The sequence below is a fragment of the Maricaulis sp. genome (genome assembly GCF_015665295.1).
Lineage (GTDB): Bacteria > Pseudomonadota > Alphaproteobacteria > Caulobacterales > Maricaulaceae > Maricaulis.
In genome coordinates this window covers 45,215-58,205 of sequence record NZ_JADFAJ010000019.1, presented here as the reverse complement: position 1 = coordinate 58,205, position 12,991 = coordinate 45,215, and the positions used below count along the sequence as shown (strand labels likewise).

Annotated in this window: 12 protein-coding genes; all 12 read left to right on the top strand. The window is 66.8% G+C overall.

Features of this window, described 5'->3' with window-relative positions; genetic code table 11:
• The first annotated feature begins 100 nt into the window (after positions 1-100).
• On the top strand, positions 101-1,408 hold the full coding sequence (locus tag QZZ02_RS09970) for a hypothetical protein (protein WP_291844054.1): 1,308 nt from the start codon (positions 101-103) through the stop codon (positions 1,406-1,408).
• A 57-nt stretch (positions 1,409-1,465) separates the two neighbouring features.
• Entirely contained in the window at positions 1,466-2,122 is a 657-nt protein-coding gene (locus QZZ02_RS09965; protein ID WP_291844052.1) for a DUF938 domain-containing protein, read from the top strand.
• A complete protein-coding gene (gene ccmE, locus QZZ02_RS09960) occupies positions 2,122-2,598 on the top strand; it encodes a cytochrome c maturation protein CcmE (RefSeq protein ID WP_291844051.1) in 477 nt (158 codons plus the stop codon). The genes QZZ02_RS09965 and ccmE overlap by 1 nt, the downstream gene beginning before the upstream one ends.
• Before the next feature lie 75 nt (positions 2,599-2,673).
• Positions 2,674-3,903 (top strand): bifunctional alpha/beta hydrolase/OsmC family protein, encoded by a 1,230-nt coding sequence (locus tag QZZ02_RS09955; RefSeq protein WP_291844050.1) that lies wholly within the window; start codon positions 2,674-2,676, stop codon positions 3,901-3,903.
• A 118-nt stretch (positions 3,904-4,021) separates the two neighbouring features.
• The gene (locus tag QZZ02_RS09950) at positions 4,022-5,533 is read left to right on the top strand and encodes a Do family serine endopeptidase (protein ID WP_291844048.1); all 1,512 of its coding nucleotides are present in this window, start codon (positions 4,022-4,024) and stop codon (positions 5,531-5,533) included.
• An 18-nt stretch (positions 5,534-5,551) separates the two neighbouring features.
• Positions 5,552-6,223: a response regulator transcription factor gene (locus QZZ02_RS09945; protein WP_291844047.1), complete on the top strand. Its 672-nt coding sequence runs from the start codon at positions 5,552-5,554 to the stop codon at positions 6,221-6,223.
• 60 nt (positions 6,224-6,283) lie between these two features.
• Complete coding sequence (locus tag QZZ02_RS09940) at positions 6,284-7,663, top strand: HAMP domain-containing sensor histidine kinase (protein ID WP_291844046.1); 1,380 nt, start codon at positions 6,284-6,286, stop codon at positions 7,661-7,663.
• 110 nt (positions 7,664-7,773) lie between these two features.
• Positions 7,774-10,659 carry a bifunctional [glutamine synthetase] adenylyltransferase/[glutamine synthetase]-adenylyl-L-tyrosine phosphorylase gene (locus QZZ02_RS09935; RefSeq protein WP_291844045.1) on the top strand — a complete coding sequence of 962 codons (2,886 nt, stop codon included), beginning with the start codon at positions 7,774-7,776 and terminating at the stop codon, positions 10,657-10,659.
• 72 nt (positions 10,660-10,731) lie between these two features.
• A complete protein-coding gene (locus tag QZZ02_RS09930; protein ID WP_291844043.1) occupies positions 10,732-11,310 on the top strand; it encodes an EF-hand domain-containing protein in 579 nt (192 codons plus the stop codon).
• 29 nt (positions 11,311-11,339) lie between these two features.
• On the top strand, positions 11,340-12,017 hold the full coding sequence (locus QZZ02_RS09925) for an RNA polymerase sigma factor (protein WP_291844041.1): 678 nt from the start codon (positions 11,340-11,342) through the stop codon (positions 12,015-12,017).
• Positions 12,017-12,427, top strand: a complete 411-nt coding sequence (locus QZZ02_RS09920; protein WP_291844040.1) for a hypothetical protein — start codon at positions 12,017-12,019, stop codon at positions 12,425-12,427. Before QZZ02_RS09925 ends, QZZ02_RS09920 begins: the two co-directional genes overlap by 1 nt.
• Positions 12,424-12,978 carry a periplasmic heavy metal sensor gene (locus tag QZZ02_RS09915; protein WP_291844038.1) on the top strand — a complete coding sequence of 185 codons (555 nt, stop codon included), beginning with the start codon at positions 12,424-12,426 and terminating at the stop codon, positions 12,976-12,978. The genes QZZ02_RS09920 and QZZ02_RS09915 overlap by 4 nt, the downstream gene beginning before the upstream one ends.
• Positions 12,979-12,991: the final 13 nt, after the last annotated feature.

Genomic DNA, 12,991 nt, shown 5'->3' with positions numbered 1-12,991 from the left:
AAGTCGTTGAAGACTAGGCTGAGCAAAAAACTGTGTATCCTAGGCTATGGCAAAACTCTCGCCTTCTCAGCGAGCGAAACTCGAAGCGCTGTGGCGCAGCATGCCTGAAAACATGCGGGCGACGTTGCGGGCAACGACGCGTGCTGCGGCCGTGAAAGATCCGGCTTCGGCCATGCTCAGCTCGATATTTGCCGACCTTGATGAAGCCATGCGCAAGCCGGCCGGTGAGCTGGCCAAGGCCTATGTATTGGCGCCGTTGCGCCCGCTGGTCGGTGAGAGCGGCATTATCCCCCCGTCGCGTTTCCGCTTTTCGACCGAGGATCTCTCGAAGATCTGGGGCTGGATGGGCCGCGATCTCGCCAAGGACATGGTCGAGACGGCCAAGAAGTGCAAACGGCCCGAAAAGGATCCGATCTGGTTCGACTACCGCCGCCAGGCCGGCGAGGCGCTGGCCGATGCGGTGCACAAGGCCGACCGGGTTCCCAAGGATATGACCGCCCTGCTCAAGCGCTTCGGCAGCGAAGGTCGGACCATGCTGGCCGATGCCATCGTCCTGCTGAAAAACAGCGAAGCGATCGCCGCTGCGATGGCCCAGCTACCGGAAAAGATCGAGGATTTCGACGACGAGGTCTCGCTGACCGTCATGCGCTTGCATGAGGACATGCATGAGACCAATCCCGAGGCCGCCTTGTGGGTCCTGCTCCTAACCATGGGCCGGCTGGAATGCCCCTGGCAGATCTTCCGCGTCATCAAGCGGATCGGGCGCCGCGATGATGACCTTGTGGTCCAGAAGACCGAGATCGCCGCCGTCGGCGATGCGGTGCTCGGCGATACCGGATATTTCGCGGCCCGCCTGAAACAACCGCCACAGACCCTGGAAGAGGCCAGGGCCTGCTATCTCGTCTTTGACCGTTTCGTCGCCTTCTCCACAGGCATGACGGCCGAGTTCGGCATCCGCAAGGATGGTCGCTGGGGCCGCTCCCTGTTCGGCCTGCGCGCCGAGGCCTCGACCAATGTCGAAAAAATTCTGGCCAAGGTGCCGCTGGCGCTTGATACCGGCCTGCCGGAACCGCGCCGCGGTCGCAGTGGCCGGGTCATTCCCGCGCAAATCCCGCCCGAGGCGGCGATCGACAAGGCGGAGGGCCTGCTCTACTTCCTCGGCATGTGCCGCGAGCACGCGACCGCGGCCGCCATCGCCTCGACCCAGAAACGCGTTGCCGACGCCGCCGAAAAGCGCATGCAGGAGGCGGGCGAGATGCTGGTCGATCTTGTTGCTTCCAGCGAGGGGCAGAACCGCACCGCGGCCCAGGACGGTCTGGAGATCACGGCGCGCCTGATGATCGCCGCCGGGCATGGCGAGGCCGCGTCACTCTTGCGCCGCCGCGGGGTTGCCGCCACCGCGGCATAGCGTCCGCGCACTGCGGGACACCTTGCTTCCGGGCGCACGGGCACGTAATTCCACCGCATGACAACATCACCGGAAACGCCGATCGCACTGGAACAGCGCACCACCGCCGACGGTCGCCTGCATTCGCCGAGCGCGGCCCGCAATCGCGACGCCATCGCGGCGGTGCTTTGCGAGGCCCTGCCCGAGGACGCGCGGGTGCTGGAGATCGGATCCGGAACCGGCGAACACGCTGTTGCGGCCTGTCTGGCCCGGCCGGATATCCGCTGGCAGCCCTCCGATCCCGATCCCGCCTCGCGGGCCAGCCAGGCGGCGTGGGCAGACACGGCCGGTGGTGCGATCCGGCCGCCGCTCGCGATCGACCTGCTCGACCCGGCCAGCTGCGACGGGCTGGATGGTTTCGACGCGCTGGTCTGCATGAATGTCATCCATATCGCGCCCTGGGGCGTTGCCGAGGCCCTGGCCGGTCTCGCGGCCCGCCTGTTGGCACCGGGTGGCGTCGTCGTCCTGTACGGGCCCTTCCAGGAAGGTGAGGCCACAGCGCCCTCCAACCTGGCTTTCGACGCCTCGCTGAAAACACGCAATCCGGACTGGGGTGTGCGCGCGCTCGATCATGTTGTCGAACTGTTTGCGCGCAAGGACCTGACGCTGGCGCGGCGGATCGACATGCCGGCCAACAATCTTTCCCTTCTCTTCAAGCCTTCGGAGCTGCGCTGATGCGTCACCGGAATCGTCGCCTCGCCACCATCGCCCTCGCCGGCATTGTGCTGTGTATAGCCGTCGCTCTGGGCTTCACCGCCGTCGGCAGCGCCATCGTCTATTTCTACTCGCCCAGCGAGATCGCGGCCGCGCATCCGGGCACGGAGGCCCGGATCCGGGTCGGGGGCCTGGTGCTGGAGGAGTCGGTTGGCGAGACCGAGGTCGGCGCGACACGCTTCGTCATCACCGACCGGGCCCGGGAGGTCGAAGTCGTCTATGCCGGCCTGCTGCCCGACCTGTTCCGCGAGGGCCAGGGCGTTGTCGTTGAAGGCCGGTTCGATGCCTCCGGCGTGCTGCAGGCCAGCAATGTGCTGGCCAAGCATGACGAGACCTACATGCCGCCGGAGGTCGCCGAAGCGCTGCGCGAGGCCGGTGTCTGGCAGGGAGAGGGCGAAGGCGAGGACACGCCGGCAGGAACGCCCGAAAGCCGCTGACGCGATTGTCAGCATGGTGTGTGTTGCACCAGCCTGCGGACACCTTACCTGTCGTGACAGCAAGGGAGGCCCGACATGGCCCGATCCGAACGTGTTGAATTTGATGGTGCTCTCGGCGAGACGCTGGCGGCGCGGCTGGAATTGCCGGCGGGTCCGCCGCGCGCCCATGCCCTGTTCGCCCACTGTTTTTCCTGCAGCAAGGACATTCTCGCCGCGAGTCGTATTGCCCGGCGGCTGACCCGGGCCGGGATCGCCGTCCTGCGCTTTGATTTTACCGGGCTGGGGCAGTCCGACGGTGATTTCGCGAACACGAATTTCTCGTCCAACATCGAGGACCTGATCGCGGCCGCCCGCTACATGGCTGACCACCATGCCGCGCCGGACCTGCTGGTCGGGCATTCACTGGGCGGGGCGGCTGTGATCGCTGCGGCGGCGCAGCTGCCCTCGGTCAAGGCGGTCGCGACCATCGGGGCGCCCGCCGATGCCGATCATGTCACCCAGCAGTTCGCCGCTTCCCTCGACGCCATTGCCCGCGATGGCACGGCGGAGGTCTCGCTGTCCGGACGCCCCTTCACCATCAAGAAGCAATTCCTCGACGATATCGCCGGGCGGACCCTGGAGGATGCGGCGGCCGGATTGCGGCGACCGCTCCTGATCCTGCATTCCCCGACCGACGCGATCGTCGGCATCGACAATGCCTCGCGCCTCTTCCTGGCAGCCAAACATCCCAAGAGTTTCGTCAGCCTTGACGATGCCGATCACCTGCTGCGCGGCGAGCGTGACGCGCTCTATGCGGCTGATGTGATCGCCAGCTGGGCCGCGCGCTATGTCCTGGCACCGGCGCCTGCGGCGCCACGCCCGGATCCGTCCGGCGCAGTGGTCGTGCGCGAGACCGGGCGCGGGAAGTTCGAGAACCATGTTGTCGACGGGGACCATGTCCTGCTGGCCGACGAGCCGGTTTCGGTCGGCGGTTTTGATGCCGGCCCGTCTCCCTATGGTTTTCTCAGCGCCGCCCTGGGGGCCTGCACCTCGATGACGCTGCGCATGTATGCCGACCGCAAGGACCTGCCGCTCGACCGTGTCACGGTGACAACCTCACACACCAAGGGGCATGCCGAGGATTGCGAGGCTTGCCTGGAAGGTCAGGAGCGCAATGTCGACATTTTCGAGCGTGAAATCCTGCTCGAAGGCGCGCTCGATGCCGCCCAGACGGCCCGTCTCCTGGAAATCGCCGACAAATGCCCGGTGCACCGCACCCTGCACAATCCGGTGGTCGTCCGGACCCGCCTGAAAGATGGCGGGTAAATTACCAACTGTAATGTTATTGTAATGTTTGAGACACGCGGCGTTTAATCCGGCGGCCTGATGGTGGGCCTGTATTCGCAATGAACCCGTACAAGCAATGGAAAGGTCGTCGATACCCATGATTTCGGTTGATCGCATACGCCGCCTCGGCGGTGTTTCGCTCCTGGCGCTCTCCGCGCTGGCGGCAGGCACCCTTCTGGACAGCCCGATGGGCGAGGCGCACGCCTTCCAGACTGCTGGCCAGCCGCCGCTGGCGGCCGCTGTTCCTTCTGGCGCCCCGATGTCCTTTGCTGACCTGATCGAGAGCGTCAGCCCGTCCGTCGTCACCGTCCAGGTGAGCGGCTCGGTCGACATGGCCCGGCTTGGCGGGGATGGCCCCGACATGGAAAACCTGCCGCCGCAGATGCGCGAATGGCTGGAGCGCCAGTTCGGCGGCCAGACCCCGCAGCCGCAGCCCCGCCAGTCGCTCGGTTCCGGCTTCTTCATCAGCGCCGACGGTTATCTCGTGACCAATAATCACGTCGTGGCCAATGCCGACGAGATCACCATCGGCACCTCGGACGGCGAGGAGTATCCGGCCCGGGTGATCGGGACCGATCCGCAGACCGACCTGGCCCTGCTGAAGATCGACAGCGATATCGTCTTTCCCTTCGTGCAACTGGAAGAGAATCCAAGCTATCGCGTCGGCGACTGGGTCGTCGCGGTCGGCAATCCCTTCGGTCTGGGCGGTACGGCCACGGCCGGGATCATCTCGGCGATCGGGCGCCCGATCGGCAATTCGACCTACAATGACTTCATCCAGGTCGATGCGCCGATCAATCGTGGCAATTCCGGCGGCCCGACCTTTGACCTCAATGGCAATGTGATCGGCGTCAACTCGCAGATCTTTTCACCGACCGGCGGCAATGTCGGCATCGGTTTTGCCATTCCCTCCGATGTCGCCGCCCGTATCATCGCCGATCTGCGCGAAGACGGCCGGGTGGCGCGCGGCTGGCTCGGCGTATCGATCCAGAATGTCACCGACGACATCGCCGAGGCCCTTGGCCTTGAGGAAACGCGCGGTGCCATCATCTCCTCCATCGTCCAGGGCGGCCCGGCCGACCAGGCCGGTTTCGAGCGCGAGGATGTGGTGCTGGAGATCAATGGCGAGGAAGTCGACGGATCGCGCGACCTGACCCGCCGCGTCGGCAATATCCAGGCCGGCGAGGAAGTCCGCTTCCTGGTCCTGCGTGACGGCCGTGAACGGACGGTCCGGGCGCGTCTCGGTGATCGTCCTGGCGAGCAGGAACTGGCCAGCATGAACACTCTCGACCAGGACGCGCCGCGCGCGACCGTGTTCGGCATGTCCATGGCCCCGCTGGAAGACGAGGACCGCGAGGTCCGCGGCCTGGCCCCGAATGTCGAGGGTGTCGTGGTCGACGAGGTCGAATCCGGAAGCGAGGCCGCCCGAAAGGGCATCCTCACCGGTGACATTATCCTGGAGGCGGGCGGAAATCCCGTCGACAGCGTCGAGACCCTCCGCGCGATTGCGGATGAAGCCCGTGAAGACGGGCGCAGCGCCATCCTGCTGCTGGTCGAGGGACGTGGCGGACAACGCTATGTCGCCCTGCAACTCGGCGAAGCCGACTAGAGAAAAGAGGAGATCGGGGTGCGCATTCTGATCGTTGAAGACGACCGCGAAGCTGCCGGCTATATCCGCAAGGGGCTTCGCGAAAGTGGCCATGTGGCCGACCATGCCGGCAACGGTGAAGAGGGTCTGGAAATGGCCCGCGCCGCGGAATACGACGTGCTTGTCGTCGACCGCATGATGCCGCGCATGGATGGCCTGTCGATGGTCGAGGCGCTGCGCGCCGATGACGATCGCACCCCGGTTCTCATCCTCTCGGCCCTCGGCGAGGTCGATGATCGCGTCGAAGGTCTCAAGGCTGGCGGCGATGACTATCTGGTCAAGCCCTATGCCTTTGCCGAACTGCTGGCCCGGGTCGAGGCCCTGGCCCGCCGCCGCGACCCGGACACGGTCCGCACCAAGCTGGTGGTCGGCGATCTGGAAATGGATCTCCTTGCCCGCACCGTGGTGCGCGAGGGCGAGGAAATCCTCTTGCAGCCGCGCGAGTTTCGCCTGCTGGAATTCCTCATGAAGCATTCCGGCCAGGTGGTGACCCGCACCATGTTGCTGGAGAAGGTCTGGGACTATCATTTCGACCCCCAGACGAACGTGATCGACGTCCATATCTCGCGTCTGCGCTCGAAGATCGACAAACCCTTCCCGCGCTCGCTTCTGCACACGGTGCGCGGAGCCGGCTACCGCCTGCAGGCCTGATCCGGCATGCAGGCGCGGGGGGCAGCCTTTCTTCGAACAACGGCGTTCCGACAGACACTTTTGTCGGCGGCCCTGTTCGCCTTGGCGAGTTTCGTCACGCTGGGCTTCGTCTATGCGGCCTCGGCCGGCATGGTGCTGCGCCGCGCCGATGCGGCCATCAATGAGGAAGTCGAGCAGCTCGACGCCAGTTTCCAGGCTGGCGGCATCCGCACGGTCAACCGCTACATCCTGGAACGCACGGTCGGCGGCGGGGCGGACTATCTCTATTTGCTGGTTCACCCCTCCGGCCGCAGCCTGTCGGGCAATCTGACCTATCTGCCGGACGTCCAGCCCGATGATGAGGGTCGGGTCCAGTTCACCTATCGCCGGCCCGCCGCCGGTGACCGCAATGATGCCGATGGCAAGGATGACCGTACCGCGCGCGGCCGCATCATCGACCTGCCTTCGGGCTATCGCCTCTATGTCGGCCTCGATGTCGACGAGGAGACGCGCCTCGTCTCGCGCATGCTCAACACCATTCTTGCCGCGTCTGCGCTGGCCCTGGCGCTGGGCGTGGCGGCGGGGATTTTCGTCAGCCGCCGCTTTGTCCGCCGTCTCGACCGGATCAATACGGTGGCGCGGCGGGTCAAGGCCGGCGACCTGCAGCCCCGAGCGCCGCGCAATTTCACCGGCGACGAGCTCGATGAGCTGTCCGAGAATTTCAACAACATGCTCGACCGGGTCGAGGCGCTGATGCACCGCATGCGCCATACCGGCGACAGTATCGCGCATGATCTGCGCACGCCGCTGACACGCATGCGCAACCGGCTCGACGAGGCGCTGCGCGAGGAGGGTGACCAGGCCTCGCGTGAACAGGCGCTGGAGCGCGCTGTCGCCGATACCGACGAACTTCTTGGCATTTTCAACGCCATCCTGTCGCTGTCACGCCTGGAGGCCGGTGAAAGCCGGGCCTCGATCCAGCGTCTCGACCCGGCCGAGATCGCCTCCGACATGGCCGAGCTCTACGAGCCGGTCTGCGAGGATGAAGGCTTGTCCTTCAACAGCGAGATCCAGTCCGGCCTGACCCTGCTGGGCGATCGCGGTCTCCTGTCCCAGGCGCTCGCGAACATTCTCGACAATGCGGTCAAATATACCCCGCCCGGCGGTGCGGTGACATTGCGCCTGCGCGAGACCGGTGAAGGCCGTATCGAGTTCTCTGTCACCGATACCGGTCCGGGCATTCCCGATACGGATCGCGAGCGGGTCACCCAGCGTTTCGTGCGGCTCGACAATTCACGCACCATGCCCGGCTCGGGCCTCGGCCTGTCGCTCGTCAAGGCCATCGTCGATGTCCACAATGGCAAGTTCGAGCTGGGCGAGGGCCCGGGCGTGGTCGCTGACGGGCACGGCGCCGGCCTGCGCGCCTCACTCTGTTTCCCCAAGGCGCCGGCGGAGAGCTAGGCAGGTTGTGTGCTGCGAAAGACATTTTCGTGGCACACATGCCGGGACAAATTTCTCAAATGCGGCTTTGCCCCTTCACCCGGCTGGCGGATCGGGCCAATTTGCCGGTCATGACTGACGTCGAGACGCCATCACGACCGGCCCTGCCCGCCGGACTACCGCCCTTGCCGGGGCGCAAGCCGGGTGCGGCCGCGCATGTGATCGCGTCACTGCCGGACAGGGCGCGCGCCGCGATCGCGCCGGTCTCCGACTTCCTCGACACTGTGTTCGCCGCCGCGCCCTATCTGGCGCGTCTGGCCCAGCGCCGGCCCGACACGCTGGCGGCCTGTGTGCGCGAGACGCCGGACCGGCTGCTCGCCCTGGCCATCGACAATCTGCGCATTGCCGGGGCTGCGGCGCCGGATATTGCCGCCCTCGATGCCGCCCTGCGCGAGGCCAAGAGCGATGCCCATCTGGTCACCGCGCTGGCGGACCTCGCCGGGGTCTGGGATGTCCGCCAGGTGACGGCGGCGATGACACGGCTCGCCGATGCGGCCCTCAAGGCGGCGCTGCATGCCCATGTCCGCTTGCTCGCCGAACAGGGCCGCGCGCATGCCGTGAGTGACCCGGACAACCCGCTTCCCGGCGTGATCCTGCTGGCGCTGGGCAAGATGGGAACCGGTGATCTCAACTATTCCTCCGACATCGACCTGGTCGCCGTCTATGATGCCGAGGCCCTGACCCTGCCCGGGACCGAGGAGCCGCGCAAACGCCTGCCGCGCCTGATCCAGTCCGTGGTGAAATCGCTGCAGGATGTGACGTCTGACGGCTATGCCTTCCGCGTCGACCTGCGCTTGCGGCCTGATCCGGGTGCGACCCCGGTCATCATCTCGACCGATGCGGCGCTGAATTATTATGAAAGCCTGGGCCAGACCTGGGAGAGGGCGGCCTGGATCAAGGCGCGCGCCAGTGCCGGCGACACCGCTGCAGCGGCGCGCTTTCTCGCCCACATGCAGCCCTTCATCTGGCGCCGCTCGCTGGACTATGCCGCGATCGATGATATCCGCGGCCTGGCGCGGCAGATCCAGACGGTGGGGCGGCGCGCCGAGATCCGGCCGGCCGGGCATGATCTCAAACTGGGGCGCGGCGGCATACGCGAGATCGAGTTTTACGCCCAGATCCCGCAGCTGGTCTTTGGCGGCCGTGACGAGCGCGTCCGCGTTCCGGCAACACTGGATGCGCTGGCGGCGCTGCGCGAGACCGGCGCTGTCGAGGCCGATGTCGTCGCCTCCCTGTCGGCGGATTATTGCGATCTGCGCAGCTGGGAACACCGCGTGCAGATGCGCCAGGACGAGCCGAGCCAGACGGTGCCTGTCGATGATGATGACCGCGCCGATCTCGCCGCGCTGGCCGGCTTTGACAGCCGGGCCGCCTTCGAGGCGGCGGTCGAGGCCTGCCTGCAGCGCGTGCACGGGCATTTTTCCGACCAGTTCGAGGATGACGAGGCCCTGGCCTCGGAGGCCGGTTCGCTGATCCTGACCGGCGTCGAGCCGACGCCGGACACCATCACCACGCTGGAAACCCTGGGCTTCTCGCAACCGGCCTCGGTCTGGGCGACGCTCAATGGCTGGGCCGGTGGCCGGGTGAGGGCGGTACGGTCGAACCGTGCCCGCACCCTGTTTGCCCGCATCGCACCGCAGCTGGTCGACCGCATGGCCGCCACCGGCGAGCCGGATGCCGCGATGACACGCTTCGCCGCCTTTTTCGAGAACCTGCCCATGGGCGTGCAACCGCTCTCGCTCCTGTCCAACGAGCCGGGCCTGGCGGCAGACCTGATCGGCATCCTGACCCTGGCACCGCGACTGGCGGCCGATCTGGCACGCCGTCCGGCCCTGCTCGATGCCATGCTGGACGAGCGCTTCTCCGTCCCCCTCGACCGCGATCCGCCGGACAGTTTCAAGTCGGTGCTGAGCGAGGCGCTGGGCCGGGCCGGGGATTACGAGGCCGCCCTCAATATTGCCCGTCGCCGCGTCCGCGAGGAGCGCTTCCGGATCGGCACGCAAATCCTCAAGCGGACGGCCAGCGCGCAAACCGCCGGCGCGGCCTTTTCCGCGATGGCCGATGCGACCCTGTCGGCCATGGCGCGGGCCGCGCAGGACGAAACCGAGCGCCGATATGGCCCGATGCCGGGCGAGGGCGTCATTCTGGGCATGGGCAAGCTGGGCGGCCGGGAACTTGCGGCCGACAGTGATCTCGACATCATGATCATCTATCAGGGAGACGAGACCGCCGCCTCCTGGTTCGGCCGTTTTGCGACCCGCCTGATCAGCGCCCTGTCGGCGCCCACCGAGGAGGGCGAACTCTATACGGTGGACATGCAGTTGCGCCCATCGGGCAAGGCGGGCCCGGTCGCGGTCTCGCTGGCGCGCTTTGACAGCTATTACCCGCACGAGGCCTGGACCTGGGAGATGATGGCGCTGACGCGAGCCCGCATCATCGCCGGTGACGGTCCGCTGGCGCGTGCCGTTGAGGCCTCCTTCGAGCGGGCGTTGCGGCGGCCGCGCGAGGCCAAGGGCGTGCGCGAGGACGCCCTGTCGATGCGGCGCCGACTCGCCGAGGCCAAACCGCCGAAGTCAGACTGGGACCTCAAGGCCCGGCCGGGCGGCCTGCAGGATATCGAGTTCATCGCCCAGACCCTGCAATTGATCCATGCCGACCGGAAGGATGTGCTGCGCGCCTCGACCATGCAGGCGCTGATGGCGCTGGGTGAGGCGGGGATTCTGCCGGCCGACGAGGTCAAGCTGCTCACCGAGACGCTGCAGCTCGAGCTCGGCGTGCTGCAGCTGATCCGCTGTGCCCACGGCTCCGGCTTCGACCCGGACCAGGCCAGCAGTGGTTTTGCCGAACGGCTTGCCGAGCTCGGCGGCTGCCGCAAGATCGAGGCACTCATGGCGGCGCTGGATAGGCGCATGGTGGCCGTCCACAAGGTGTTTGAGCGTCGGATCGGGAAAATGTGATCCTGCCGCGACGGATGTTCGGGCCTGACGCGTTCTACTCATTGCGAGGCTTTGAACGACGAGGACAATGTCATGAAAATTTCCCGACTGATTATTCTGATGAGCTCGACCTGCCTGTTGCTGGCCGGCGCTGCGGCGCAGGCCCAGGGAATTGGCGGCCATCACCGCGGTGACCGCCAGGGCGGTCCCGGTGCCGGCGGCCCACAGCGCGCGATGATGATGCTGCGGGCGGCCGACGCCAATGCCGACAACACCATTACCCGCGCCGAAGTCGATGCTCTGCAGGCGGAGATGTTCGCCTGGATGGATCGCAATTCCGACGGCTATCTTGATGGCGAAGACGCATCGCCCGTGCGCCAGCGCCTGCGGGCCCTGCATGAGGCCGAGGCCGATGAAGCCGGCGAGGAAGGCCGGCGTTGGCGGCGGCGGGCTCACGGCGGTGACGGTCCTGGTGACGGCCCGGACGGGGCGGGCCCCGGCCGCCATTTTGACACCGATGAGGATGGTCGGATTTCCCGCGCCGAATTCCTCGGTGGCGAGAACCGACTGTTCGCCATGCTGGACGCAAACGAGGACGGCGCGATCACGCCGGACGAGCTGGACGCCGCGGCTGAACGGCGACAGGATCGCCGGCATTGGTGGCGGAACTAGGCGTTTCGCTGATGTTCGACGGACACGGCATGAAGACTGACGAACCGGCCGCTGCCGGACCCCTGTCGGGCCGTGTCCGCGAACGGTCATCTCCCGCCACCCCGGCTCCGGCCGGGGTGCGCGCCGCGGAAGACCGGCTGATGGCGCGTATTGGCGCCGGCGACCGCGACGCGGCGCGCGAGCTGATGGCTGCCAACCTGTCCCGCATTCTCGGTCTGGCCCGGCGCACGCTCGGCGATCCGGTGGAGGCCGAGGACGTGGCGCAGGAGACTTTCCTGCGGGTCTGGAAAGCCGCAGGGCGCTGGCAGTCCGGTCAGGCGCGGGTGTCGAGCTGGATTTGCCGCATTGCGCTCAATCTCTGCTATGACCGGCTGCGCAGGCGCCGCGAAATACCAACCGAGACCGTGCCGGAACGCGCTGACAGCGCGCCCGGGCAGGACTCCCGGATGGAGCAGGCCGAAACCGGTCATCGCGTCGCAATGGCTGTCGCCCGACTGCCGGACCGCCAGCGCCAGGCGCTCGAACTGGTTCATTTCCAGGAGATGAGCAATATCGAGGCGGCGGCGATCATGTCTGTGAGCGTCGATGCGCTCGAATCCCTGCTGGCCCGCGGCCGGCGCAAGCTCAAGGCCTTGCTTCTGGGCGATGCACCGGATCTCATTGCCAGCTATGCACGGGGCGGTGACGCCCGTTACGGTGACGAATGATGACTGAGGACCGCTTTTTCCGAATTCTCGAGGCCTATGGGGCCGACCCGGCGCGCTGGCCCGATGCCGAACGGGCCGAGGCCGAAGCCTTTGCCGCCGCGCATCCTGCCCTGGTCCTCGACGCGACCGGTGACGAGATGGTGCTCGACGATCTTCTTGACCGCATGGTCGAGCCGGTGATCGAGGCGCCGCTGCTTGAGCGCCGTCTTCTCGCCCGGCTTCCTGGCCCGACCGGATTGCCCGCCTGGATGGCGCCGTCAGCCATCGCTGCCGCGCTTCTGGTTGGTGTGCTGGGCGGTTTTGCCAGCGGCGCGCTCACCGGACCCGCCGACGACAGCGACGCGATCTATGCCGATGCCTTCACCGGATACGAGCAGGACTGGGTGGACTGGCTGGGGGAGGACGCATGAGGCCGGCCCTGCCCTGGATCATCGCCCTGGTCGGATCGGTAATGATCAATGGCGTGCTTGTTGGTTACCTCCTCCATCGCACGACGGACGGGCCGCGCTGGCATGTCCGGGTGCCACATGATGGCCAGATGCCGACGCGCGGCGGCCCTCCGGGGCGTGCCGGTTTCGACCTGCGCGGTTTCGTCGAGTCGCTGCCCGAAGCGGCGCGCGATGAAGCCCGCAGCCGCCTGCGCGCGAGTTTCGCCGAAATGCGCGATATCGCCATGGACGGCAGGGCGGCACGTCGGGAGCTCGATGCCCTGCTCGTCGCCGAGGACTTCGACGCCGACGCAGTTGCTGCCGCGATGGAGCGAATGCGCCAGAGCCAGCGTGCCGTCGAGGCCCGTATCGAAATGATTGTGCTGGATGTTGTGGCCGAGCTTGATGCCGAGACCCGTGCCGCAGCCTTGCAAGCCGGGCGCGAGCGCATCGGTCATTCGGCCATGCACCGGCGCGGGACACCGCGGGATGGCCGCGAAGGCCCGCCGCCGCCACCGCGCGATCGACACTAGATTCCCCGCAATC

Coding starts and splice junctions, on each gene's coding strand:
- QZZ02_RS09970 (WP_291844054.1), top strand. CDS start 101: ATGCCTGAAAACATGCGGGCGACGTTGCGGGCAACGACGCGTGCTGCG.
- QZZ02_RS09965 (WP_291844052.1), top strand. CDS start 1,466: ATGACAACATCACCGGAAACGCCGATCGCACTGGAACAGCGCACCACC.
- ccmE (WP_291844051.1), top strand. CDS start 2,122: ATGCGTCACCGGAATCGTCGCCTCGCCACCATCGCCCTCGCCGGCATT.
- QZZ02_RS09955 (WP_291844050.1), top strand. CDS start 2,674: ATGGCCCGATCCGAACGTGTTGAATTTGATGGTGCTCTCGGCGAGACG.
- QZZ02_RS09950 (WP_291844048.1), top strand. CDS start 4,022: ATGATTTCGGTTGATCGCATACGCCGCCTCGGCGGTGTTTCGCTCCTG.
- QZZ02_RS09935 (WP_291844045.1), top strand. CDS start 7,774: ATGACTGACGTCGAGACGCCATCACGACCGGCCCTGCCCGCCGGACTA.
- QZZ02_RS09930 (WP_291844043.1), top strand. CDS start 10,732: ATGAAAATTTCCCGACTGATTATTCTGATGAGCTCGACCTGCCTGTTG.
- QZZ02_RS09925 (WP_291844041.1), top strand. CDS start 11,340: ATGAAGACTGACGAACCGGCCGCTGCCGGACCCCTGTCGGGCCGTGTC.
- QZZ02_RS09920 (WP_291844040.1), top strand. CDS start 12,017: ATGACTGAGGACCGCTTTTTCCGAATTCTCGAGGCCTATGGGGCCGAC.
- QZZ02_RS09915 (WP_291844038.1), top strand. CDS start 12,424: ATGAGGCCGGCCCTGCCCTGGATCATCGCCCTGGTCGGATCGGTAATG.